Annotated in this window: 17 protein-coding genes and 2 pseudogenes; 9 read left to right on the forward strand and 10 right to left on the reverse strand. The window is 59.6% G+C overall.

The features are described 5' to 3' along the window. Positions 1-17 precede the first annotated feature (17 nt). Entirely contained in the window at positions 18-2,915 is a 2,898-nt protein-coding gene (locus ASD95_RS15805) for a sensor domain-containing phosphodiesterase (protein WP_056724928.1), read from the reverse strand. 190 nt (positions 2,916-3,105) lie between these two features. Next, entirely contained in the window at positions 3,106-3,336 is a 231-nt protein-coding gene (locus ASD95_RS30325) for a hypothetical protein (RefSeq protein ID WP_082562964.1), read from the reverse strand. 332 nt (positions 3,337-3,668) lie between these two features. Between ASD95_RS30325 and ASD95_RS15815 the strand changes: the two genes are divergently transcribed. Then, a complete protein-coding gene (locus tag ASD95_RS15815) occupies positions 3,669-4,991 on the forward strand; it encodes a DUF1329 domain-containing protein (RefSeq protein WP_056724932.1) in 1,323 nt (440 codons plus the stop codon). Between the two features lie 277 nt (positions 4,992-5,268). Here the strand turns inward: ASD95_RS15815 and ASD95_RS28740 are convergent, their stop codons facing one another. From ASD95_RS28740 to ASD95_RS15825, 3 genes are all read right to left on the reverse strand, one after another. Then, the gene (locus ASD95_RS28740; protein ID WP_082562965.1) at positions 5,269-5,427 is read right to left on the reverse strand and encodes a DUF2986 domain-containing protein; all 159 of its coding nucleotides are present in this window, start codon (positions 5,425-5,427) and stop codon (positions 5,269-5,271) included. A 150-nt stretch (positions 5,428-5,577) separates the two neighbouring features. Further along, positions 5,578-8,016, reverse strand: coding sequence for a flavin-containing monooxygenase (locus tag ASD95_RS15820; protein ID WP_056724934.1), 2,439 nt, complete (start codon positions 8,014-8,016; stop codon positions 5,578-5,580). Beyond that, complete coding sequence (locus ASD95_RS15825) at positions 8,003-9,673, reverse strand: GMC family oxidoreductase (protein ID WP_056724936.1); 1,671 nt, start codon at positions 9,671-9,673, stop codon at positions 8,003-8,005. The genes ASD95_RS15820 and ASD95_RS15825 overlap by 14 nt, the downstream gene beginning before the upstream one ends. A 223-nt stretch (positions 9,674-9,896) precedes the next feature. Between ASD95_RS15825 and ASD95_RS15830 the strand changes: the two genes are divergently transcribed. Beyond that, positions 9,897-10,922 carry an AraC family transcriptional regulator gene (locus ASD95_RS15830; RefSeq protein ID WP_056725112.1) on the forward strand — a complete coding sequence of 342 codons (1,026 nt, stop codon included), beginning with the start codon at positions 9,897-9,899 and terminating at the stop codon, positions 10,920-10,922. Between the two features lie 69 nt (positions 10,923-10,991). Here ASD95_RS15830 and ASD95_RS15835 read toward each other — a convergent pair whose 3' ends face one another. Then, positions 10,992-11,558 carry a nucleotidyltransferase family protein gene (locus ASD95_RS15835; protein ID WP_056725114.1) on the reverse strand — a complete coding sequence of 189 codons (567 nt, stop codon included), beginning with the start codon at positions 11,556-11,558 and terminating at the stop codon, positions 10,992-10,994. 228 nt (positions 11,559-11,786) lie between these two features. On the opposite strand from ASD95_RS15835, the gene ASD95_RS15840 reads away from it, so the two are divergent. The 4 genes and pseudogenes from ASD95_RS15840 (at position 11,787) to ASD95_RS15850 (ending at position 15,397) form a co-directional block, all read left to right on the forward strand. Next, positions 11,787-13,124 (forward strand): MFS transporter, encoded by a 1,338-nt coding sequence (locus ASD95_RS15840; protein WP_056724938.1) that lies wholly within the window; start codon positions 11,787-11,789, stop codon positions 13,122-13,124. 314 nt (positions 13,125-13,438) lie between these two features. Continuing rightward, positions 13,439-13,741: pseudogene (locus ASD95_RS30330) on the forward strand (PAS domain-containing protein); the annotation flags it as partial. A gap of 288 nt (positions 13,742-14,029) precedes the next feature. Continuing rightward, a pseudogene (locus ASD95_RS30335) lies at positions 14,030-15,004 on the forward strand (methyl-accepting chemotaxis protein); the annotation flags it as partial. Between the two features lie 144 nt (positions 15,005-15,148). Then, positions 15,149-15,397: a hypothetical protein gene (locus ASD95_RS15850; RefSeq protein WP_056724941.1), complete on the forward strand. Its 249-nt coding sequence runs from the start codon at positions 15,149-15,151 to the stop codon at positions 15,395-15,397. Between the two features lie 197 nt (positions 15,398-15,594). On the opposite strand, the gene ASD95_RS15855 is transcribed toward ASD95_RS15850, so the two are convergent. The 4 genes from ASD95_RS15855 to ASD95_RS15870 all read right to left on the reverse strand — a co-directional run bounded on the left by ASD95_RS15855 (position 15,595) and on the right by ASD95_RS15870 (position 19,498). After that, complete coding sequence (locus ASD95_RS15855) at positions 15,595-16,500, reverse strand: amino acid ABC transporter substrate-binding protein (protein ID WP_056724943.1); 906 nt, start codon at positions 16,498-16,500, stop codon at positions 15,595-15,597. Positions 16,501-16,548: 48 nt separating this feature from the next. Then, positions 16,549-17,889: a putrescine-ornithine antiporter gene (gene potE, locus ASD95_RS15860; RefSeq protein WP_056724945.1), complete on the reverse strand. Its 1,341-nt coding sequence runs from the start codon at positions 17,887-17,889 to the stop codon at positions 16,549-16,551. A gap of 169 nt (positions 17,890-18,058) precedes the next feature. Beyond that, positions 18,059-18,427 (reverse strand): Orn/Lys/Arg decarboxylase N-terminal domain-containing protein, encoded by a 369-nt coding sequence (locus ASD95_RS15865; RefSeq protein WP_056724947.1) that lies wholly within the window; start codon positions 18,425-18,427, stop codon positions 18,059-18,061. Between the two features lie 198 nt (positions 18,428-18,625). Then, positions 18,626-19,498: a DNA/RNA non-specific endonuclease gene (locus tag ASD95_RS15870; protein ID WP_056724948.1), complete on the reverse strand. Its 873-nt coding sequence runs from the start codon at positions 19,496-19,498 to the stop codon at positions 18,626-18,628. Positions 19,499-19,794: 296 nt separating this feature from the next. Here ASD95_RS15870 and pdxR point away from each other — a divergent pair, with 296 nt between their 5' ends. From pdxR to ASD95_RS15885, 3 genes are all read left to right on the forward strand, one after another. Continuing rightward, positions 19,795-21,303, forward strand: a complete 1,509-nt coding sequence (pdxR, locus tag ASD95_RS15875; protein ID WP_056724950.1) for a MocR-like pyridoxine biosynthesis transcription factor PdxR — start codon at positions 19,795-19,797, stop codon at positions 21,301-21,303. Positions 21,304-21,415: 112 nt separating this feature from the next. Then, positions 21,416-22,486 carry a sugar phosphate isomerase/epimerase family protein gene (locus ASD95_RS15880; protein ID WP_056724952.1) on the forward strand — a complete coding sequence of 357 codons (1,071 nt, stop codon included), beginning with the start codon at positions 21,416-21,418 and terminating at the stop codon, positions 22,484-22,486. A 51-nt stretch (positions 22,487-22,537) separates the two neighbouring features. Further along, entirely contained in the window at positions 22,538-23,803 is a 1,266-nt protein-coding gene (locus ASD95_RS15885) for an MFS transporter (RefSeq protein ID WP_056724954.1), read from the forward strand. The last annotated feature ends 4 nt before the right edge of the window (positions 23,804-23,807 follow it).

The following is a 23,807-nucleotide window of genomic DNA, read 5'->3' on the forward strand; positions in this document are numbered from 1 at the left end:
GCGGACAGTGGTGACCTCTAGCGACCGAGCAGTGGACTGGTCAAGAGCGCCTTCAAGCTCATCGGCTTGGCAAAATGATAACCCTGGGCCTGCCCTGCCCCCATTTCACGCAGCAACTCCAGCGTCGCTTGATCTTCGACACCTTCGGCCACCACACTCAGGTCCAGCGATTCGGCCATCCGCACAATGGCCCGGACAATCGCGCGACTGCGGGGGCTGGTGGTCAGTTCGAAGATGAACGACTTGTCGATTTTCAAGCCGCTGAAACGGTATTGATGCACATAGCTCAGGGATGAAAACCCTGCACCGAAGTCATCGAGCACCACTGACATGCCGTTGTCGGCCAGTTGTTGCATGGTCTGTCGGGCAATCGCCGGTTCGGCGACCAGTGCCCCTTCGGTCAACTCCAGGCAGATTCGCGATGGCGAAACCCGGTGCTGCGCCAACAGTGCAAGCACCTCACCGGCGAATTCGGGGCGAGTCATGCTGTAGCTGGAGCAATTGACGTGCACCGGCGGCCAGTCGGCGTGTTCGGGCTGTGCGAGGATCGCGGCAATGCTGGCGAGCATGTACAGGTCCAGTCGACCGATCAGGCGCAACCCCTCGACATCCGGCAGGAACTCGCCCGGTGCGATCACCCGGCCGCCCGGCTGGTGCCAGCGGATCAGCGCTTCAAGGGCCAAGAGTTCACCGGTTTCGATGCTGACGATCGGCTGGAAATACGGCAGCAGTTCGTCGGTGCGTTTGAGCGCGTTGCGCAAGGCGCCTTCTCGCTCGACCTGGTCCGAGACTTCACGGCGCACTTCCTGGTTGAACACGGCGTAGCTGTCGCGCCCGGCACTCTTGACCCGGTACATCGCCGCATCGGCATCGCGCAGCAAGTCGGCGGGCTCGTGATGGAACTGACTGTCGGCGCTGACGATACCGATACTGCAGGACGAAAAAACTTCATGGCCATTGATGAAAAACGGCAGGTCGAATGCCACCAGGATCCGTTCGGCGATTTCAATCACCACCTCCAGCGATGCCTCGGGAGCCATCACCGAAAACTCGTCGCCCCCCAGGCGCGCCAACATGTCGGTGTCGCGCAGGCAACCGCGTAAGCGGTGGGCGGCCTGCATCAACAGCAGATCACCAAAATGGTGGCCGAGGCTGTCGTTGACCATCTTGAAGCGGTCGAGGTCGATGAACATCACCGCCAGGTGCCCGCCTTCGCTGCCGAACCGTGACCAGGCCAGGTTGAGGCGCTGCTGCAGATAGGTGCGATTGGGTAGCCCGGTCAGCGCATCGTGGGAGTTTTCGTGCTGTAACTTGGCATTGGCGTGATCGAGTTCGCGGGTGCGGCTCTGCACCCTGGCTTCGAGCTTGAGGTTGGCGGCATGAATCGCTTCGGCGGCCGTGCGTCGCGACAACGCTGTGTCGATGTGCCGCGACACGAAGGTCAGCAGTTCCTGGTCGCGCAGGGTATAGCGCACCTGCGAGGTATAGCTTTGCACCGCCAGCACACCACGCACCACGTCGCCTTCGAACAAGGGGATGCCCAGCCAGGAGAAGGAGCGCACGGACTCATGGGCAATTTCGATTTCACCCTGCGCGGACAATCGTTCTGCCTCGCCGACATCTATCAGGCACGGGCGGCGCTGACGGATGACGTACTCGGTCAAGCCCCGGCGGCCTCGGCGTGCCGCCGGGCAAGTGGTCTGGCGTTCATCCACGTAATAGGGAAACGTCACTTCGCCGGTCCCGTCGTCAAACAGGGCAATGTAGAAGTTCTGCGCGAACAGCAGATCACCGACGATGCCATGCAGGGTCTGGAACAACTCGGCCATGTCACCCGGCTGGCTCGACAGTTCTGCAATCTGGAACAGCGCGCCTTGCAGATGTTCGGCACGCTCCCGGTCTGTGACTTCCTGGCGCAATGCGTCATTGACTGCCGAAAGCTCCAGGGTGCGACGTAACACCGTTTCTTCCAGGTCCTCCCGGTGCAGAATCCGGTCCAGCGCCATGGCCACGTGGCGTGCGACCACCAGGAACAGCGCGCGGTCTTCGGCGCTGTAGATGCGAGAAACGTCGTAGACCTGCATCGCCAGCATGCCAAACACCTCGTCCGAGGCATTTTTCAACGGCGCGCCCATCCAGAACTCGGGACGATCACCCACGCAGTGGAAACGGTTCTCGGCCTGGGCCGCAAGAATCCCGGCGGCATCGATCAGCAACGGCTGGCCCGTGGTCAACACCTGGCCGGTCAGCGACAGGCGCGAAGGGTCAAGGTATTCGTAGTTTTCGGATTCCAGGGCATCAACGTCGATGATGTCGACGTAATACGGGTAGTCGATCTTGCCAGTGTGCGGGTTATACAAGGCGAGATAGAAGTTCTCGGCGTCGATCAGGCTGGCCAGCAGCCGGTGAGCCCCCACCAGGAACTCTGAGCGGTCACGGGTCGAACTGGCCAGGTAGGTAATTTCATACAGCACACGCTGAGTGATCTGCGCACGGGCCAGGGTATTGGTCTGCAGCTCGATGCCCAGGCGCAGGGCAAGTTCAGCAAATGCCGGTTGCGTCGCATCGTCGACGGGTGCGAGCAGCCAACCCAGCTCACTTTCGCCCCTGCCGGTGGGCCAGCGGTGCAGGTTCGAAGCCAGGCAAAAGGCTTCGAACTCGTCATTCGCAACACTCGAAGGCCACGGTACCCGTGGGTCGCCCTGGCCAACCCGAAGCATCTGTTCACCGGCACGGTAAAACACCCACGCGGTGGTATGGTCCCAGTTGCGCGCCGAATCCAGCAGTTGTTCGATCCTGTCGTCGTTGCCGGCGCAAGCCATACCGACAGTATCCGGGTTCCCTGGAGGGTGAAATGCGGCAACTGCGTCATTGCTCGATTGCCGCGGGGGGCCGGTCAACGTACAAAAACTCATCAGCGCTCCCTGAGCCAAAACTGCTGAAACTCACTGGCTGATTGCATTCAATGTGCCATTTGACTTTCCGTTTAAAGCTTATGGCGGTTTTTTTCAATGAATTTGTTCAATTTAGTGCCAGGTCTGAGACGGGCTGCAAATTATTCACTGTGTTGTCCAAACCTGGCGTCTATCACTCGAAGCTAACGTATCAGTCGTCGTTGTCATCGCGATCACGGTAGCGACGGTGATCGCGATCATAGTCACCACGATCATAGTCACGGTAATAACCCCGATCATCGTCCCCTCTGTGGTCGTAACCCCGTCGATGGTCATGATCGTGATACCGCCCGTACCGTTCTCCGTCATCCCAATGCGGGCCGCAGCCTCCCAACAAGACGGCGCTGGAAATGGCCACGATCAAGATTACTGCGCGATTCATAAAAAACGTCCTAAACGTCGGAGATATGGAAGGGTCATGGCTGCTCGAGTCTTTCATCCGGGCAGTGTTCAGCCGTAACTATGACCATTCGGTAACCCGATGATTCCGCTGAAAAATACAAACAACTGATGGCCACTCTCCCCATCGAATGCCCGCCGGGACAGCCCGGGCCTGTCATCAATAGCCAAGGGGTTGTCGTCGAATGAAAAGTGCCCCTGATACGGGAGCTATTTAATGGCAGTACTGAAAAGGTCTTTGGCGATGAGTCGACGTGAGCGTCTGCTGCGCCTGAGTCACGAGTTGCCTGGTACGCCAGGCAGGAGAATAACAATATGAAATTCGTGAAAAGTCTTCTGGCTGCTGTACCCCTCATGGCGCTGGCCATCGATGCCCAAGCCTATGTGTCGAGCCAGGAAGCCGCCCGGCTGGGTACCAGCCTGACGTGGGTGGGAGCCGAAAAGGCCGGTAATGCCGACGGTTCCATTCCGCCCTACAACGGTGGCCTGACCACCGCCCCCTCCAGCTTCAAGGCCGGCGACAGCATGCGCCCGGACCCCTTTGCGGGCGAAAAACCGCTGCTGGTGATCAACGGCAAGAACGTCGACGCGCACAAAGGCATGCTGACCGCCACCACAGTGGCCTTGGCCAAGCGCTATCCCGACTTTCGCATTGACGTCTATCCGACCCACCGCACGGCATCGCTGCCACAGGCGATCCTGGACAACAGCCGCAAGAATGCCACCAACGCCAGGTCTCTCAATGGCGGGATCGCCATCGACAATGTGATGCCCGGAGTGCCGTTCCCGATCCCGCAATCCGGCGCCGAAGCAATGTGGAATTTCCTGCTGCGCTACCAGGGCGTCAACATCCATTCCAAGTACGACTCCTGGAGCGTCGACACGGCGGGCGTACCGAGCCTGGCGGTGACCGGCGAGGCATTCATCTCCTTCCCGATCTACGAGAACCTGTCGAAGCCGTTCAACAGCTCCGACATCTACTATCAGTTGAAACTGTCCTATACCGGACCTGCCCGCCGGGCCGGCGAGTCGATCATGCTCAAGAACGCGACCAACCCGACGCAGTTCCCTGGCCGCGCCTGGCAGTACATGCCTGCCCAACGCCGGGTCAAACAGATTTCGATCCTGGCCTACGACACCCCCAACCCCGGTACCGCCCGCGCGCTCGAGTTGTACGACTGGACGCTGGTGGGCAAGCAGGAAATGATCGTGCCCTACAACACCTACAAACTCACCTACGCTCGCGCTGCCAAGTCGCTGACCACGCCCAATTTCATAGCCCCGGACTTCGTACGCTGGGAAAAGCACCGGGTCTACGTCGTGGAAGGCAACCTCAAGCCTGGGGCCAAGCACATCTACCAGAAGCGCCGCTTCTACCTCGATGAAGACACCTGGGCCGCAGTCGCCTCCGATCAGTACGACACCAGTGGCCAGCTATACCGCGGTTCCTTCGCGTTCTTCAGCCAGAGCTACGACCAGCAGGTACCGGACGCCACTCCTTTCATGACTTACGACCTGTCGAAAGGCACCTATAACATCAATGGCGTGGTGGGCCCGCATGGCGGCATCCGCTACATCGAGCCGCTATCGACGGCGCAGTGGGTACCAGAGTCCATGGCGGGTGCCGGTATCCGCTAGGTCCGTGGCGAAACAACGCACACTCATGCAGGAGCGATGAATGACAAAGCCCCCAGGTTCAGAAGAACCGGGGGCTTGAGATTTCGGGTGAGTGTTTTTTGTGAAAGGCCCCTGACGTTGCCGACTCAAATGACCGGCTGCCTGACACCTTTCGAGACGGCAGAAATTGTCCCGAAGTGATCGGTCAAATGTAGCAAGGCAGTCTGGTCATTCAAAGCCGCGAAGCGTCTTCGACCTGGAGGAAGGGTTCGACCACGTCTACGCGGTCCGACCTGAATCAGCTCTCAGAGGCGATCGTTGACTCGACACTGGTTTCTGCCAGCTTCAATCGGTCCGCTTTGCAAATGTATTTATCCTTGCTCTTCGGTGCCAGTTTGGCACTGGCCTTTTTGGCCTTAGCCTTGAACAGCTGCTTTAATTTCTTTTGACGATTCATTTTTTCTACTCGGTATGTCAGGCCTTGAATGATACCAGCTTAAGATATTGGCCCCATTGTGCCGTTACCGACCAGCGAGCAAGAACGCCCGATAAAACGCCGAAAAGCCCGCCACCCTAAAGAGAATGGCGGGCTTTTGTGTTTTTGGTTTTACGTCATTCCAGGCTTCGTGCGTGCCAGTTGCTCCCGGGCAAATGTGCCGAGGGTCTTCAACGCCTTGGCCGCCGAACGCAGGTAGAAGGCTTGCAACTGGAACACGTGCCAGCGTGCGGCATACACCTCCAGGCGGCAATTCACCCCGCAGTCAAGCGCATGCTCGGCCAACCGGGTGGCGTCAGACAACAACAGCTCATGGTCACCGACCTGGATCAACATCGGCGGCAGCCCTTGCAGGTCCACCTCAAGCGGACAGTCCATCACCTGCGTACCGGCATACCAGCCCAGCCCCTGCTCCAGCCAGCCGCGACGGATCATCGGATCCTGTTCGACCCGCGAGGCCATGGAAGCACCGCTCAGGCTTTCGTCAGCCACTGGCGACAACAGAAGCATGCCGGCGGCAAAATGCGGATGCAGATCACGCAGCTTGAGCGCCAGAGCCAACACCAGCGAGGCGCCCGCCGAATCACCGGCCAGGAAGATTCGGTCAGCGGCATACCCCTGAGCCCGTAGTGCCTGGTAGCAAGCCAGCGCATCCTCCAATGCCGCCGGGCAAGGATGTTCTGGCGCCAGGCGATAATCAGCTACCCACACCGACATCCCCGAGGTCTTGGCCAAGCGGCTGGTGATGCTCCAATGTGTATCCGGCGAGCCAAGGCAGAACGCCCCGCCATGCAGGTACAGAATGACCCCGCCGTTTTCACCCTGCTTCGGTGCGACCACTTGCACGGGAACGCCGTTTGCCTGCTGACGATAACGAATCACGCCGCCAGTGCCAGGCATCAACCTGGACAATAGGCTCACCACCTTTCTCTGTGCTGGCGCAGCCAACCCAGGCCCGATCAGAGAGCGAAACGTGGTGCGCAAAAAAACCCTCAGGAATCCGGCGCTCAACGTTTCCGCCCAGTCGCGGGATTCGCCAACGGTCGCGCCGCCTTTAAACTCGCGTGTGAAGCGGTATGCATGCAACCCGGAAAACCGCGTCAGCCAGCGATAGCTCAAGGTGAATCCAGGCCAGTTGGTGCTGTTGTTGCCAGCGTCATCCACATACCAGCTCTTGCAGCCGTTCCACACCGTGTTGACCAGGCGCTGCCGGACCTGCCCATGAAAGCGCTCATACACGCTGGAGTCGACTTCCACGGTGTTGGCGCCGTTGCCCTTCATCGCGCGCCAACAGCGCATGACGTGGGCGATCTGGCTTTCCAGCATGTAGACAATCGAGTTGTGGCCCAGGTTGGTGTTGGGCCCATACAACATGAAGAAATTGGGGAATTGCGCAACCGTCAGCCCCAGATACGCGCGGGTGTCATCGCGCCAGGCATGGTTAAGGTCCACGCCATTGCGCCCGACGATACGCATTGGCGACAGAAACTCGGTGGCCGCGAACCCCGTGCCGTAGATGATCGCATCGACTTCATGCCGCTGGCCGTCAACGGTTTCAATGCCGCTTTCAGTGACTCGCGCAATGCCGTCGGTCACCAACTCCACGTTGGACCGGCTCATGGCCTTGAGGTAATCGCTCGACAGCAGGATACGCTTGCAGCCGTATGGATAATCCGGGGTCAGTTTATTGCGCAGTACCGGGTCCGGCACTTGCCCGGACAACAGTCGACGGAACGGAATTCCCACCGCCCACTTCATCAAGCCCTTGAATCGGGTGAACGCCAGCGCCCGGGACTCGTAGCGCATGTATATCGAGGCACGGTACGCGGTCATCATCCAGGGCACGTTGCGCAGCAATGATTTGGCCCGCTCCGAGTAAGCCCGATCCGGTCGAGGCATCAGGTACGCCGGCGAGCGCTGGAACACTTTCATGTGCCCGACAGTCCCGGCAATCGCCGGCACGAACTGAATGGCCGATGCACCGGTGCCGACCACCGCCACGCGTTTGCCAGCCAGCGAATAGCCGTGGTCCCAGGTCGCCGAGTGGAACACGTGTCCCTTGAAGGTTTCCATACCCGCCAGCTTCGGGAACGCCGGGCGACTCAACTGACCGGTGCCACTGATCAACAGCGATGCACTCAGGACGCTGCCATCCTGCTGAGTCACGTGCCACAGCGAGGTGCGTTCATCAAACTCGGCGGACACCACTTCGGCGCCGAAACGAATGTGCTTGTCCAGCCCGTACTTGTCAGCGCAATGCCGCAGATAGGCATGAATCTCGGCCTGGGGCGCGAACACCCTGCTCCAGTCCGGGTTCGGCTCAAACGAAAACGAATACAAGTGCGAAGGTACGTCGCACGCGGCACCGGGGTAACTGTTGTCCCGCCAGACACCGCCGACGTCCTGTTTCTTCTCCAGGATCACAAAGTCCTTCACACCGGCCTTTTGCAAGGCAACGGCCATGCCGATACCGGCAAAACCGCTGCCGATGATGATGGCGTTCAAGGCTGTTGCCGACTGACTGCCGGTTCCAACTTCATGCAACGACATAAGATGCCTCATTGTTGTTTTCAGTGGTGGCTGTCGTTTCAGTCCGGGCGGAGGAACACACCCGCCCAATACCGCGAATAAGATCAACGGCTTTCTCGGCGATCATGATGGTCGGTGCGTTGGTGTTGCCGCCGACCAGGGTAGGCATCACCGATGCGTCGACGATTCGCAGCCCTTGCAGACCGTGTACACGAAGCTGTGCGTCGACCACGGCCAGTGGGTCATCGCCCATGCGGCAAGTGCCCACCGGGTGATAGACACTGTCGGTACGACGACGCAGTACGGTGCGGATCTGCTCGTCGGTGTCGACCCCGTCGGTGTACAGGTCGCGGGTGATCCAGTTGGCCAGGGCCGGTGCCTGCATCAAACGGCGTGTCAGTCTGAATGCCGCGACCATGTCTTCCAGGTCCTGCGGGTCCTGAAGAAACGCCGGATCAATCAGCGGGGCCGCTTGCGGGTCTTTGCTGGCCAGAGATACGGTTCCGCGACTGCGCGGACGCAACAGGCAAACGTGGCACGACAACCCATGGCCCAGGCGCAACTTGCGCGCATGGTCCTCCACCGGAGCCACGACAAAATGCAATTGAATATCCGGTTTATCCAGCCCTTCGCGCGTCTTGAGAAACGCTCCGCCCTCGGCAAAATTCGAGGTCAGCATGCCTCGACGTTCCCGGCGAAAACGGCCGGCTTCCTTGAGCATTCTGGTACTGCCTGCAAGTGAAACACCCATGGCATCCAGGCTTGAGGTCTTGTAGACGAAAACGAAGTCCGGGTGGTCTTGCAGGTTCTGCCCGACACCAGGCAAGTCCTGCAAGAGCGGGATGCCGTGGCGTTGCAGTTCCTCTTTCGGCCCCACGCCCGACAACATCAACAGTTGCGGGGTCTGGAAAGCCCCGGCGGCGAGAATGACTTCCCGCCTGGCGCGCAGGGTGCGAACCAGGCCGTTTTGCAGCACCTCGACAGCCACGGCGCGAGTGCCTTCAAATAAGATGCGTTGCACCTGGGCCCGGGTTTCGACGGTCAGGTTGTTGCGCACGCCCACATACGGCAACAGATACGCCCGCGCCGCGCTGCAGCGCTCACCGTGCTTTTGCGTGACTTGATAGATGCCAACGCCTTCCTGTTCCTCACCGTTGAAGTCGTCGTTCAGCGGCAAACCGGACTCGCGGGCCGCCTCCAGAAAACGTTGCTGGAATGGATTGTCCGAACGCAAATCGCTGACCCACAACGGCCCGCCCCGCCCATGCAAGTGGTTGCCGATGCGCTCGTTGTGTTCGCTGCGACGGAAGTACGGCAAGACATCCTTGAACCCCCAACCGGTATTGCCCAGGGCGGCCCAATGGTCGTAGTCCCATTGATGACCCCGCACGTAGATCATGGCGTTGATCGCAGAGGAACCTCCCAGTGCCTTACCCCTTGGCTGGTAGCCCTTGCGCCCTTCCAGCCCCATTTGCGGGACGGTGTCGAAGGCCCAGTTATTCACCGACGTCGGCACCATTGCCACCATCGCCGCCGGGATATTGACCAGGCTGGACTGCCCGCCACCACCGGCCTCGAGCAAACAGACACTGACGTCCGGATCTTCGCTTAGCCGACCGGCAACCACGCAACCACCGGAACCGCCGCCCACTACGATGTAATCGAAGGTCTTTTTCATTGTTGTTCTCCCTTGTGCAAGGCAGTGCGAGATTTGCGGGGTTACCCGACAACACACAATTGCGCCTCCAGGTTTTCGCCAGGTGCCGCAACGGCCTTTTATTGATGGTTAAACGACGAACCGTGCGCAAAGGATGGTGACGGCCATTGATAAAGAACCGAATGCTGGAATGGGACAATTGTTTTATTATTCGGGCCAACCTTTTCGCCACAGGCACATCGGCATGAGCTTTCGGGATTTTCTGCGTGGCCCGGCCAGCGCCTTGCTGCTGGTGGAGTTCGGTGTCGAAAAAGGCTTGGAGGCCAGCGCGATATTGGCCGGTTCGGGGCTGACGGCAGCGCAACTGGCCGACCCGAATCTGGAGCTGACTGCCGATCAGGAACTGCGGGTGACCGGCAATCTGTTGCAGTTGCTCGGTCATCCTCCGGGTCTTGGTTTCGAAGTCGGTGCACGCTACCACTTCTCGACCTACGGCCTGTTCGGTTACGGCCTGATCAGCAGCGCGACCACCGGGGATGCACTAGCCCTGGCACTGAGCTTTTTGCCACTGACCTACGCATTCACCGTGGTGACCTATGAAGAGCAAGGCAGTGAAGGTGTGCTGACTTTCGCCACGCCCGGGCTGGCACCCGACCTGCGGGATTTTCTGTTGGCCCGGGACATGGCTGCGGGGGCGCTGTTGCTCAAGGAACTGGGGGGCGATGACTTTTCGCTGTCGCGTTTCACGCTGCGCGCAGGTCCCGCTCACGAGTGCGATAACGACCGTTTGTTGGGGCTGGCGCCTGCCTACGCAGCCAGCAGCAACAGCCTGGCCTTTGATCGCTCATTCCTTGCGCGCCCCTTGCCACAAGCCAACGCCGTCACAGTGGGCATGTGCGAGCAGATGTGCACACAGTTGATGCAGCGGCGGATCGCCCGTTCCGGCATGACGGCGCTGGTCCAGCACTACCTGACCAGTACCGACAACACGCCACCGGACCTGTGCGCCATGGCCCGCCTGATCCACGTCAGCACACGCACCCTCAAGCGCCGCCTGCACGATGAAGGCACCACTTTCCGTGCCTTGCTGGCCGAAGCCCGCAGCCACAGTGCCATCGAAATGCTCAACGACGAACGCCTGAGCCTCACCGAGATTGCCGAGCGACTGGGTTTCAGCGACCTGTCGAGCTTTTCCCAGGCATTCAAGCGCTGGTATGGGGTAGCACCGAGTCATTTCTCGCTGCGAAAAAGTAGCAGCGGCGTGTGCTAAATGAGGCACCCGGTCGTTAAGGGGGGCGTTTGAAGCCCGACGCGACCGGCAGCAATCGGCTCCCCCCATTCAACGTTGCTGTTCCACGATCCTGAGCCACGGCCAGCGAGCCTGATAACTTCTCGCCTTCTGATCGAACAGCTCTGGCTTGGGATTCTTTGGATTGATTCGAAGTAGTCCGTGCTCTGTGTCGGCCAGGCCGTTGGGCGCATAGACCTCGCCAGTTTCAATATCCAGGCCAATGCAGGTTCCGGCAACCAGGTAGCGGTCAATCCCGTCTTTGGCTGACTGAAGCCTTGGATAATCCCCGCCAAAGCGCTGGCCGTACCACAGGTGGACGCGAGCCTGATTCTTGATCTCAATGTTCACGTCGAGGTCCTGGAACAGACGCTGACCTGACTGGATAACCTCATTCTCAGCTTCCCACGACAGGTCATCATCGAAGTAAAAGACGTCGTAATCCTTCACACCCCACGCCGGCGGTCGCTGTGCCTGATGATTCCAGACGGCCTGGAACAGGCAACCGGCCGTGAGCACGCATTGGTTCAAACCGAGCTCAGGCAAGCGAGCGGAAATTTCTGCGTTTACCGGGTTGGCCATTGCGATCCTGAGCAGGCTTTCGGCAGTCAATGTCATCTTCATCCCTTCTGATTGATCTGATCCCTGCGACCGACAATACCCCCAACGCTTTTCAAATTTGCGAAAAAGTCGGCCTTTTCCCTCCTTGGGCCAATCTGGCGCGAATCCTGCCTCATTCAACGGCATGAAGTCGGTACTGACTATGTGGGTGACACTTTTGAAGTGAGCCACCTCAGGGCCTGCCCCGATAATCGATAGCTTACTGACGAACAGTCGAGGTCAAGCATGACGAGCGCAACTATGGAACAAGTCAGCCCGCAAACGCTGAGAAGAGTGATTGTGGCCGCCGGCATCGGCAATTTCGTCGAATGGTTCGACTTTGCCGTCTACGGCTTTCTGGCCACGACCATCGCCCAGCAATTCTTCCCCAGCGGCGATGCCAGTGCCGCGCTGCTCAAGACCTTTGCGGTATTCGCCGTGGCCTTTGCGTTTCGGCCCCTTGGCGGGATTTTCTTCGGCATGCTGGGCGACAGGATCGGCCGCAAGCGCACCCTCGCGATGACCATCCTGCTGATGGCCGGCGCCACGACCTTGATCGGACTGTTGCCCACTTATGCGGCGATCGGGGTCATGGCGCCGATTCTTCTGTCCCTGATCCGTTGCGCCCAGGGTTTTTCCGCCGGGGGAGAATACGCAGGCGCCTGTGCCTACCTGATGGAGCATGCACCGAGTGATAAACGCGCCTGGTACGGCAGCTTCATTCCGGTCTCGACATTTTCCGCCTTCGCCGCGGCCGCCGTGGTGGCGTACGCGCTCGAGGCGTCATTGTCCGCCGAAGCGATGGGGAGCTGGGGCTGGCGCTTGCCGTTCCTGATTGCCGCGCCTCTGGGCCTGGTGGGGCTTTACCTGCGCTGGAAGCTCGATGAGACACCGGCATTCCAGGCAGTGACTCAGGAGCATGCTGTTGCCCACTCCCCACTCAAGGAAACCTTGCGCAACCATGGTGCGGCGATCTGTTGCCTGGGCGCCTTTGTGTCACTCACGGCGCTTTCGTTTTACATGTTCACCACCTACTTCGCGACCTACCTGCAAGTCGCCGGAGGCCTGAGTCGCGCAACAGCCTTGCTGGTGTCCCTGATTGCATTGTTGTTCGCTGCGGCGATCTGCCCGCTGGCCGGGCTGTATTCGGACCGGGTCGGGCGTCGAATCACGGTGATGACGGCTTGCGCGCTGTTGATCGTGGTCGTGTATCCATCGTTCCTGATGGCCAGTTCCGGTTCGTTCGCCGCGTCCATCGTCGGCGTCATGCTCCTGGCGATTGGCGCGGTGTTGTGTGGCGTGGTCACCGCGGCCTTGCTCTCGGAAACCTTCCCTACCCGTACTCGATACACCGCCTCGGCTATCACCTACAACATGGCGTACACCCTGTTCGGCGGCACCGCGCCGCTGGTGGCAACGTGGCTGATCAGCACCACCGGCAGCAACCTGTCGCCGGCGTTCTACCTGATCGCGATTGCCTTGCTCGCATTGGCGGGTGGGCTGGCATTACCGGAGACTTCAAGGATTTCCCTGCATGACGTTGCGGCGCAGGAGAAAGCCGAGGGCGTGGGCGCATCGGCCTGAAAACACGAAACGAGCCGGCAGGCGTCATGTAAGCAGGGTTTCCATCAGCGGCCTCTGACTGCGATGCTCATTCGCGGCTCAGGGGCCACTCAAGTCGACGTCACGAGTGATTTCACATTGATATCGCCGATTTGTCATGAAATGAAAAGAAATTGTCGTCGAATGAAGGGTCGATAGCCTCCCCCGTCCATAAATTCCTCTTCAGGCCCGCGCGTTGAATCCCCCGATCTGACGCCAGGCCCGGCCGGCGCAATGCCTGGGCGCATTCCTGATTTATATGCTCAACATAATAATAATCCGAGGGGTCGCATTGTATGCGTGTGAATTTACCCGTAACCGAGCATGAAAGAGTTTTCCCCACCGAACAGCGATTGATCTCCACGACCGATCTGGACAGCCGAATCACCTACTGCAATGACGCCTTCGTTGCCATCAGCGGATTCACCTACGACGAACTGGTCGGGCAGACCCATAACCTGGTTCGACACCCCGATATGCCACCCGGGGTATTCGTGCATATGTGGCATACCATCAAGCAAGGCAAACCCTGGATGGGTATTGTGAAAAACCGCGCGAAAAATGGTGATTTCTACTGGGTCAGTGCCTACGTCACGCCCATCTATGAAAACGGACGCATGAGTGGTTACGAATCGGTCCGCTCGGTGCCCAGCCGCGACCAGGTCCGGCGGGCATCAGCGCTCTATTCCAGGATGCGGGCCAGCAAGCCGATCGTTGCGCGCAGCGCGCGGATATTCCGGCCACTCCGACAGGGATGGCCATTATTGATGGCTGGCGGAGTTTCACTGGTGGGTAGTCAGTGGCTACCTCAAACGGCGGCACAAGGGGTCCTGATCGCAAGCCTTGGTATTGCCTGGTACCTGATCGAGTCCCGAAATCGCAGGGCCATTGAGCGCACCCTGGCCGAGCATCCGAAAGCCTTTTCCGATCCGCTGGTCGCGCTCACCTACAGCGATAACCACGGCCCCCAAGGGCAATTGGACATGGCCATGCTTAGTGAGGAAGCGCGCCTGCAGACAGCCCTGAGCCGGTTGGTCGATGCCGGGGTCAATGTCAAGGCCAAGGCGGCGCAGTCATCGGAGCTTTCAGGTTCCCAGGCGCAGTCGCTGGATCGCCAGCGCAGTGAAACCGATCAGTCTGCCGCCGCCATTTCACAGATGGCCGCCACCATTCAGGAAGTCACGCAAAACGTCATCAGCACCGCACATGCCGCCTCGGAGGCTGACCAGTTGACCCGTGACGGCAGCGAGTTGGCCCGGCAAAGCCTGAGTGCCATGAAAACCATGCACGAGGCGGTCAACGAGATTGGCCAGGCGGTCAATGCATTGGCGAGCGAAACGCAATCGATCGGCAGTGTCGTGGATGTCATCACCTCCATTGCCGAGCAGACCAATCTGCTGGCGCTCAATGCGGCCATCGAGGCGGCGCGGGCCGGTGAGCAAGGACGCGGTTTTGCCGTGGTTGCCGACGAGGTGCGCTCCCTGGCCCAACGCACCCGCACCTCCACCGAACAGATCCACGGCATCATCGCTTCACTGTATGACGGTGCCGATCGCGCCGTTTCAACGGCCAATCGTGGCGAGCAGATTTCCCGCGAAAGCATGCAAAGTGTCGAGGCGGTGCAGTCGGCGTTGGTCGGCATCAGCCAGGCCGTCACCCGGATAACCGGCATGAGCCAGCAGATGGCCTCGGCATCTGAAGAGCAAAGTCACGTGGCTGAAGATATCAATCAACAGATCACCCGAATTGCCCAACTGTGTGATCACAGCGCCGGGCAGGCCAAGCAAGGCGCCGCCATCAGCCAGGACCTGGAAGTCATGGCCGATTACCTGCACAGCCTGGCCGAACGTTTCAGCCGATAGCCATTGGCGCCTGTTGACCGTCTGGCATCCGGGCAACAGGCAGGCATCGGCCAATACCCGACATATGCAAGAGTTCGTCGGCGACGCTCAGGTCGCTGCATGATTTCGCAGTTGATTGGCGCTCAATAATTGCTGGATCCGCTGGTGCAATCCCGTCATTCAATCTCTGCGTTTATCAAGGCACTGACGTCGCAGGGTAAGGTTATTGATCTCCATGCAACTGACCGAGTAATCGTCATCATTATTATTTTTGGCCTTGTCCTTGGCCTTGCCGCAATTGCCATTGTCATTGCAATTGCCCTTCCCCTTTTGATCATTGCTGTTTTTCAAGCAGTTTCTGACATCACTTGCACTGCCCGCATCATCGCAATTGGAACCGGCAAAGGAGATTGATGGCAAAGCCAGGGAGAATAGGAGTGTGCACACAGTGGCTGCGACGATTCGCATGATAAAGCTCCTGAGTAGTCTGCTACTTGCCTGCAAGCAGTGCCTTGGACAGGCACTGGGTAACTGTAACAGGTCAGTTTGAGGCGGCTCGCCAACCTGCTCGATAAAGGCCGCCCGCAAGCGGCCTTTGATTCTCGACGGCATCAGGGCAATGCATAGACCCTGAACAATCTCTTCACGGTAAGGTTGCTCCCGCCCAGATACTGGTCGTAGGCCTTTTCTATGTAGCCCGAGTAGTAGGCTTCACTCAGGGCCGTATCGACCAGCAAACGGAAGTCTTCGTCATTGCGATCCACGATCATCGCCACCGGCGAGTACTCGAAGATCCGGTCCAGGATCATCAGGTTCTTGTCGGCGCCTTCCTTGGCGATTTCGTTGCGCAGCAGCATGCGTTCGGAGAAGAACGCATCGGCCTTGCCCTCGGAGACCAGTTTGACGCCTTCGTCGTTGTTGGCCACGGTCACCAGCGAGGCAATCACGTTGAGCAGGCGCATCTGTTCGCGAATCCAGTCTTCGGTCACGCCCCCTTCCAGGGTCGCGTAGGTTTGGTTGGCCAGGCCGTTGTTGATGCTGGCGCGCCAGGTCGGGCCGGCATTGGCGACCTTGCCGTTGAGCACGTTGAGCAACGGCTCGCCGGCATCGTTGCGCACCACCACCGAGAGGCCGGCGGTGTAGACCGGTATGGAGTAGCTGATCATCTTGCGCCGTTCCAGGGTAGGCGCTGTCGGCGTGCAGAGGATATCGACCTTGCCCTGGCTCACGGCACTGACCTGGTCCGAAACCGTTACCGGCTGATAGTGCACTTGCAGGTCGGGCAGGCCCAGTTCGCTCTTGAGCTTGTCGGCGATTTTCAGGCACAGGTCGATGGCATAGCCGCTGGCCTTGTCGCCCTCCTGCTTGCTGAAAGGGGCCAGGTCTGGCAGGTAGCCCAGGGTAAAGGTGTGGCTGCTGCGCACACGTTCGAGGGTATTGGCGCCAGCCACTAGCGGCAGCGTCGAGAGTGCGAAGGCGAGCAGCAGTCTGGTGGTTGTGGCAAATGGTACGTTCATGTCCGGTTTCCCCGTATGCAGATGTCTGTGCAGTCCTGTTGGCCACGCCTAAGGGTTTGCGACCCTGGCCTGGTTGGCCGCTGGCGCTTCGGTGAAGCGCTTGGCGAGGAATCCATAGAGCAGGTAGCCGACAGCGAGCACCAGGGTGCCGCCCATCACTGCATCCTTGCCGCAGGCATACAGGGCGTACAAGGAGTACGTTATGGCAATCAGCAAGACCACCAGGTTGCGCGAGTAAATGCCCGACGAGACCCCGGCCTTGTGCATGATCACCAGCAGGCCGGTCATCGCCGTTATGTAAGGGATCAGGTTGGTAACCGCCGCCAGGCTGACCAGTTTGCTGAACTGGGCGGCGGCATCGGGCGAGATGGTCGACAGGGCCATGAGGGTCTGCAGCACACCGCAGACAATCATGCCGACGACGGGCGCATTCATCGAGTTGACCTTGCTGAACAGCTTGAGGAACAGGTTCTGGTCAGCCGTCATCTTGGCCGTTTGCGCCAGGGTGAATTGCCAGCCCAGCAGCGAGCCGACACAGGCCATGACCGCCAGCGCCATGACGATATTGCCCACCATCGGGCTGAACATCGTGGCGTAGACCAACGCGAAAGGCGCCGAGGATTTGGCCAGTTCGTCATTGGGAATGATGCCCTGGATGACAGTGGTCGACAGCACATAGACCACGGCGGCACCGAGGGTGCCGAACAGGCAGGCCAGCGGCACATTGCGCTTGGGGTTTTCCACGGCATCGGTGGCCTGGGCCGCCGACTCCATGCCCAGGAAGGCCCACAGGGTCAGGGGGATGGCTTTGCCGATGGCTTCGGAAATCGGCAGGCTGTTGGGGTTCCAGGCAGCGGCCAACACATCGGACTTGAACCAGAACCAGCCGATGATGCTCAGGCCCGCGACCGGAATGATCACCCCCCACACCGTGAACGCGCCGATCTTGCCGGTGATGCCCGGGCCACCGAAGTTGGCGAAGGTGGTCAGCCAGATCAGCGAGATCGTGCCGACGCACAATGGAATGGCACCCGTGCCCAGCCAGGGCACGAAGGCGGTCATGTAGCCCACCGCCGAAATGGCCACGGCCACGTTGGCGATGGCCAGTGACAGGAAGTACAGGTAAGAACAGAGGAAAAAACCCGACTTTGAGTGGGCTTCTTCGGTGTACGCGGACAAACCGCCGGAGCGCGGACAGAAGACTCCGCACTGCGCAAAGCAGTAGGCGATGGCCATCGAACCGATTGCCGTGAAGATCCATGACAGCAGCGAGACGGCACCCAGTTGAGCCATGTTGGTGGGCAACATGATGATGCCCGAGCCCATCATGTTGACCGTTACCAGCGTCGTGAGCCCCATCAGGCCCATTTTCTTGCTTGAATCAGCCATCGCAAACTCCTTGCCTTTTTGCAGGGTTTTGAACCTGGGGCTGGCGACGTGCAACACGCGGCCGGACAGGGGCTAATGCTTACTGCTTGACCAGATGAACGCTTCTGACCCGTGGAGCATCAGGCCTTGATCACATACCCATACGCCCGGGTACGACCGCCTTCCTGCTTCAGGTACACCCCCTGCAACTCCGGCGTAAAACCGGGCAAGCGGTTGATGCCCTTTTTCGGGAAGTGTTCCTTGCGGAACATGTACTTCTGCAACTGTCGAAGACGCCATTGACCTGCAAGATGACATCCCACAGTTGCTTGTAGATCGCCAGGGAGCGAATGCTGCGGCCCTGAGAGGCCACCAGGAAGATCGGGATATCGAAGCCGGTGCGCTTGATGGCATCCAGCACTCCGGCGGCCAGGTCATCAATGCAGAGTACGGCGACGGCGACATCGGTAAAGTCTGTCTGGTCGAACCGGACGACTTCACGGGTATTACGAAAACAATCCCGGACCGCATCGCTGGCAGCGATTTTCAATGCGTTCATATCCAGAATCTCTCGGTCTACTTGACGTTGAAGTTCCTGGGACGAGTACCTTCAGGGGCATCATGTCCCGGGTCCGGAGCGATTGCCCTATTGGGTATAGTCCATTTTTACAATTTGTTACCCCTTGCCGAAATTTTATCGGTCAATGCAACACCCCATCGGTTGCCTCCAACCTTTGGAGTGCTGCTCATCCAGCCATCAGGTGCGCCCGGCGGAACCTGTCACGGGCAGGTTCCCGAGCAGCTTGAGCCCGGTACTCTTCACGAACGTCTCATAGTCCATCGGCTTCTCGATTCGGGTTTCTGCGTTAGGCAGCACGTAGGCCCAGGCACGTTTGGACGATGCGTCGTACACCAGCTTGAACAGACGGGTCGGCACCCAGACCTGGTTGTCGCCGATGGTCGAGTGGCCCGGGTCAAAGAGCGGGCCGGTAAAGACAAACACGTTGCCATCGGCGCGCTTGGCAAACTTGCGGACGTCAGACTCGACCTTGCTCCAGATCTTGCGGTTGTTGGTCGGGTCTTGCGGCACCATGTTCGACAGCGCAAAGGATTGGGCCATTGCCTTGGGGCTCGGGGCATCGGCTGCCGGGGATTGATGGCCTCGGTCCACGGCCGGCTTCTGGCTGCGGTAGTCGCTCAACTCGGCGCGCCCACTCTTGGGAATGCGTGGGTCCGGGTAGAACTGATTGGTACGCTCCTCCCCTTTGGCATCCTGCAACTGGGCCGCATTCAGACGCTCGACCACCACCAGCGGGGTCTTGCTGGTTTGCGAGTACAGCACCGCGAAGTTGTCGGAACACAGCGCCAGGGGTTTCATGGAGGATGGCACTGTCGCCGTGTTGATCGGTTTCGCTGCCGGGAACAGGTCGGCGCAGCCGTCAAACGATGCCTGTTTCTGTTTGCTTGAATAGAGGTCCAGGGCCGCGTTCTGGCTGATCGAACCGGAGCGGGACGTGTGTTCATGTTGCGCGGTGGGCGGTTTGAGGAGATCCAGCAGACTGCGGGCTTGCGCCCCGGTCGAGAGCAAAACAAGGGCCGACAGCCCAACTGCAATTTTGCGTAGGTACATGGGTTAAATCTTCGAAAGGAATTGAGGGATAAACGTGCGGCGAGGCCCGATTCACGGAACCGGGTGGAGGGCGTTGCTGATTATGTGGCGGCGATCATGCTTTCGCGGTCCTTGATCAAGTTATCGATGCGGGGTGTATGGACCATGACAAGATCGGTTAGTGCAATGCCGTACTCGGCAGCCATATTATTGTGACGCTGTGGTGGATGACATATCCAGCCCCCCTCGATACCCTTTCGCACCCGGGCGCCTGACGGCAGTTCAGGCCAAACCACACTCATCCAGACGAACCAAAAATGAAATCCTCCGCAGGTTTGCTGTTGTCAGGTATCGAACTGGACCGTGCCAGCTCCATCCCCTTGTACCGCCAACTCTACTTGCAGATTCGCAAACAGATTCTCAGCGGCAGGATTCAGGGCGGCGTGCGCCTGCCCTCCACCCGGACCCTGAGCAAGGAACTGCAGCTGTCGCGAATCAGCATTCTCAATGCGTTCGATCAGCTGATTGCCGAAGGTTTCCTGACGTCGCGGACCGGGGCCGGGACCTATGTGGGGCATGAATGGGAGAGCCGCGGTATCGACGACGATGAGCACAAGCGCCAGCCCCCTCGCCTGTCCGACCTGAGCCAGTCCATGCTGTCGTTGCGCAGCGATCATTTCCGCGGTGTTTCCTATGCCGGCTGGGCGACCGGCAGCCCGACCTCGTTCCTGCCCAGTCACAGCGCCTACGATGCGTTCCCGCAATCGGTCTGGAAGCGCCTGTTGAACCGCCACCTGCACAAGCCGACCAAGGCCATGCTCGGTTATGGAGAATTGCAGGGATTGCTGGCCCTGCGCGAGGCGATTGCCGAGTACGTCTTCGATGCCCGTGGCATTGATTGCACTGCCGATCAAGTGGTCATCGTGTCCGGCGCCCAGCAAGCCTTCAACCTGCTGGGCATGCTGTTGCTCAACCCGCAGGACAGCTTCTGGATGGAGGATCCGGGGCATATCGCGGCGCGCATTGCGCTCCAGGCCCAGGGTGGCCGGGTCGTGCCGTTGCGTATCGACAAACAGGGGATCGATGTCCGGCAAGGCCTGGCTGTGTGTCCTGACGCTCGCCTGGTGTTTACCACACCTTCTCGCCAGCATCCCTTGGGCATCACCATGAGTTATGGGCGGCGCCAGGAACTCATCGACTGGGCCGCCCAGAATCAAAGCTGGATCATCGAGGACGACTGCGACAGCGAGTTTCGCTACAACGGCCGCCCGCTGCCGGCACTCTATGCCATGGACCAATGGGCCCGGGTCATCTACGCCGGGACCTTCAGCAAAGTGCTCTTCCCCTCGCTACGACTGGGTTACGTGATACTGCCGAACGCCTTGATCGAACCCTTCTGCACCCTGCGGGCGGTCATGGATCGCAGCCCGCCCACCCTGCTCCAGGCCGTCACCGCGGACTTCATGCGCGAAGGCCACTTTCTCGGCCATATTCGTCGAATGCGCGCCCTGTACCAGGCTCGCCAGCAGGCACTGGTGGAACACCTGCACAAACGCCTGGGGACTTTCTTCAGGATCACGCCAGTGGAAGCCGGTATGCACCTGATCGCCTGGTTACCCGCGCATCTCGATGACGATGCCCTGGCCAGGGAACTTGGCGAGCATGGCATTCATACCTATCCCCTGAGCGACTACTGGGTCGAACACGTCTTGCCGCCGGCGCTGCTGATCGGCTTTGCCAGCACCCCCGAGGACCAGGCTCAAGCGCGCGTCGAAGCGCTGGCCCAGGCCCTGGACAAAATGGGCTACCTGCAACCGGCCACTTGACCCAAGGCAAGTGGCCTTATGAATTAACTGATAATGGATCTATCGAGAGTTCCTGACTGGCGCGATAAAGGCTGCGCCGGTAGACCCGGTGTCTGAACCAGGAACGACTCGAATGAACAATAAGATCCAGGAACGATTCAACGCCTTGCTCAGCCATAAGGCTGTCGAGGCCGAGGCTCCGCCCCTACTGAACGAGGCGCTGGCCCGCCAGTTGCTCGACCGACTGGCGCAACTGCGCCTGTTTGCCCATGCCTATCCCTTGCTGACCAACCTGACCCACGGCCGTGTCACCCCTGGCGACCTGCTGGATTTTGCCTATCGCCATGAACTGCAGGGCCTGAGCCTGCACCTGCTAGACGGTGAGGAAAACAGTCTGAGTCAAATGACAGCCGCGCAGCTTCAGGCGTTCGCCGCCAAGGCCAATGCACTCGGGCTGGACGTGCATCTGGAAATCAGCAGCACCCTGAAAAAAGATGTCGATCAAGTGATCGCCATTGCCAAGGCGCTGGGCACCCGCAACATCCGTGTCTACTCACGCTACGAAGGGGCGCTGTCCCGGGTCATGGACGTGATCGAGTCAGACCTGCACTACCTCGCGCAACAGGCAGACGAGCACGACCTGTTCTTCGACTTCGAGCAGCATGAGGAACTCAAGAGCGGCGAGATCGCGCAACTGTTGAACCGGCTGAACCACCCTCGGCTGCATGCCCTGTTTGATTTCGGCAACATGATCAATGCCTGCGAACAGCCCCTTGCGGCACTGCGCACCCTGGCCCCGCACATACGCCAGACCCACCTCAAGGGTGTGCGCATCGTGCCTGAGCAAAACGGCTTCGGGCATTACGGTGTGCTGCAAGGCAGTGACGAAGACGACCTGCCCAGCGCACGCATGCTGTTCGAATTGCTGATGCTCGGCGAATCAACCCCACAGGTGATCGCCTTCATTCTCGAGCAGGAAAACCACTACGTCGCCCCGGCGTTCCGCCAGCTCGACGAAGCCGCCGACCCGTTCATTGCATACCGGGAAATGAGTGAAACAGCGCTGCCGGAAGGCTTCTCGCTGGAGCGAATGCTGGCCGATGAGCATCGTTGGGCAAACAACCAGGTGGCCTACGTACGAGGCCTGCTGGCCGAGTTCCGCACCCTGGCCGAGTTGACCCTGGCCCAATGCCCTGACGCCTGAACCTGACGTGCCCATCGGCACTGCCTACCCAATCAAGCCTGGAGAACAATAATGACATCCCAAGACAAGGCCAAATGGCTCAGATTCCTGATTCTCATCCTCGGTGGTGGCACCATCTACAAGCTGGCGAATCTCAAAGACGCCTTCTACATCCCCATGCAAGAATTCATGGGGCTGTCCCACACTGAAATCGGCGTGCTGCTGAGTGCCAACGCCATCATCGCCACGGCGCTGTTCGTGGTGGGCGGCATGCTCGCCGACCGCTACGACACGCGCAAGCTGATCCCCCTGGGCCTGATCGGTACCGGCGGCCTCGGGCTCTACCTGGCGACCTTTCCGCCCTTCAGCAATCTGCTGGTGGTGTTCTGCCTGCTGGCCGTGTGTGCCGACTGCCTCTTTTGGCCTTCGCTGCTCAAAGCCATCCGCAACCTGGGCGACGATAAGGAACAGGGGCGCCTGTTCGGCCTGCTCGAAGGCGGGCGTGGCGTCATCGATACCCTGGTCGCCTTCTCTGCGCTGGGCGTCTTCGTCGCCATGGGCTCCGGTGAAAACGGTCTGAAGTCGGCGATCCTCTTCTACTCGGTCATCGACATTCTTGCCGGCACCCTGACCTGGCTGCTGCTCAAGAGCGGCAAAACCCAGTCGACCGTCAAGCCGAAGAACGGGTTGTCGAACCTGCTCGAGGCCATCAAGGTGCCGGGCATCTGGCTGGTCAGCCTCAATGTGTTCATGGTCTACATCGTGTACTGCGGCCTGACTTATTTCATTCCCTACCTCAAGGAAATGTACGAACTGCCCGTGGCCCTGGTGGGCGCCTACGGCATCATCAACCAGTACTTCCTCAAGATCCTGGGCGGCCCCGCCGGTGGCTTCATCGCCGACAAACAGTTCAAGAGTTCCAGCCGCTATCTGAAGTGGGCGTTCCTGGCGTTGTTGCCGCTGATGGGCGTCATCATGCTCATCCCGAAAAGCCCGGATTACATCTACGCAGGCATGGCGGCCACCCTCTCCTTCGCGCTGATTGTGTTTTCCATGCGCGGCGTGTTCTGGGCCCCCATGGGTGAAGTCGGCATTCCCCAGCACATCACCGGTTCAGCCTTCGGGATCGGTTGCCTGATCGGCTATGCACCCGGCATGTTTGCCTACGTCATCTATGGCGCCATCCTTGACCACTTCCCGGGTCAACAAGGCTACAACTACGTGTTCTCGTTGATGAGCGTATTGGCCATTGTCGGGTTCATGGTGTCCAGCCTGCTGTATCAAGCGGTCCGCAAGAATGCCACGATCACTGGCAAGGTCAGCGCCGCGCAAGCCTGAACAT

Source organism: Pseudomonas sp. Root71, assembly GCF_001429045.1.
GTDB classification, from domain to species: domain Bacteria; phylum Pseudomonadota; class Gammaproteobacteria; order Pseudomonadales; family Pseudomonadaceae; genus Aquipseudomonas; species Aquipseudomonas monachiensis.

Coding starts and splice junctions, on each gene's coding strand:
- ASD95_RS15820 (WP_056724934.1), bottom strand. CDS start 8,016: ATGTCGTTGCATGAAGTTGGAACCGGCAGTCAGTCGGCAACAGCCTTG.
- pdxR (WP_056724950.1), top strand. CDS start 19,795: ATGAAATCCTCCGCAGGTTTGCTGTTGTCAGGTATCGAACTGGACCGT.
- ASD95_RS15870 (WP_056724948.1), bottom strand. CDS start 19,498: ATGTACCTACGCAAAATTGCAGTTGGGCTGTCGGCCCTTGTTTTGCTC.
- ASD95_RS15815 (WP_056724932.1), top strand. CDS start 3,669: ATGAAATTCGTGAAAAGTCTTCTGGCTGCTGTACCCCTCATGGCGCTG.
- ASD95_RS15840 (WP_056724938.1), top strand. CDS start 11,787: ATGACGAGCGCAACTATGGAACAAGTCAGCCCGCAAACGCTGAGAAGA.
- ASD95_RS15880 (WP_056724952.1), top strand. CDS start 21,416: ATGAACAATAAGATCCAGGAACGATTCAACGCCTTGCTCAGCCATAAG.
- ASD95_RS15805 (WP_056724928.1), bottom strand. CDS start 2,915: ATGAGTTTTTGTACGTTGACCGGCCCCCCGCGGCAATCGAGCAATGAC.
- ASD95_RS15865 (WP_056724947.1), bottom strand. CDS start 18,427: ATGAACGCATTGAAAATCGCTGCCAGCGATGCGGTCCGGGATTGTTTT.
- ASD95_RS15885 (WP_056724954.1), top strand. CDS start 22,538: ATGACATCCCAAGACAAGGCCAAATGGCTCAGATTCCTGATTCTCATC.
- ASD95_RS15825 (WP_056724936.1), bottom strand. CDS start 9,673: ATGAAAAAGACCTTCGATTACATCGTAGTGGGCGGCGGTTCCGGTGGT.
- ASD95_RS15835 (WP_056725114.1), bottom strand. CDS start 11,558: ATGACATTGACTGCCGAAAGCCTGCTCAGGATCGCAATGGCCAACCCG.
- potE (WP_056724945.1), bottom strand. CDS start 17,889: ATGGCTGATTCAAGCAAGAAAATGGGCCTGATGGGGCTCACGACGCTG.
- ASD95_RS30325 (WP_082562964.1), bottom strand. CDS start 3,336: ATGAATCGCGCAGTAATCTTGATCGTGGCCATTTCCAGCGCCGTCTTG.
- ASD95_RS15830 (WP_056725112.1), top strand. CDS start 9,897: ATGAGCTTTCGGGATTTTCTGCGTGGCCCGGCCAGCGCCTTGCTGCTG.
- ASD95_RS28740 (WP_082562965.1), bottom strand. CDS start 5,427: ATGAATCGTCAAAAGAAATTAAAGCAGCTGTTCAAGGCTAAGGCCAAA.
- ASD95_RS15855 (WP_056724943.1), bottom strand. CDS start 16,500: ATGAACGTACCATTTGCCACAACCACCAGACTGCTGCTCGCCTTCGCA.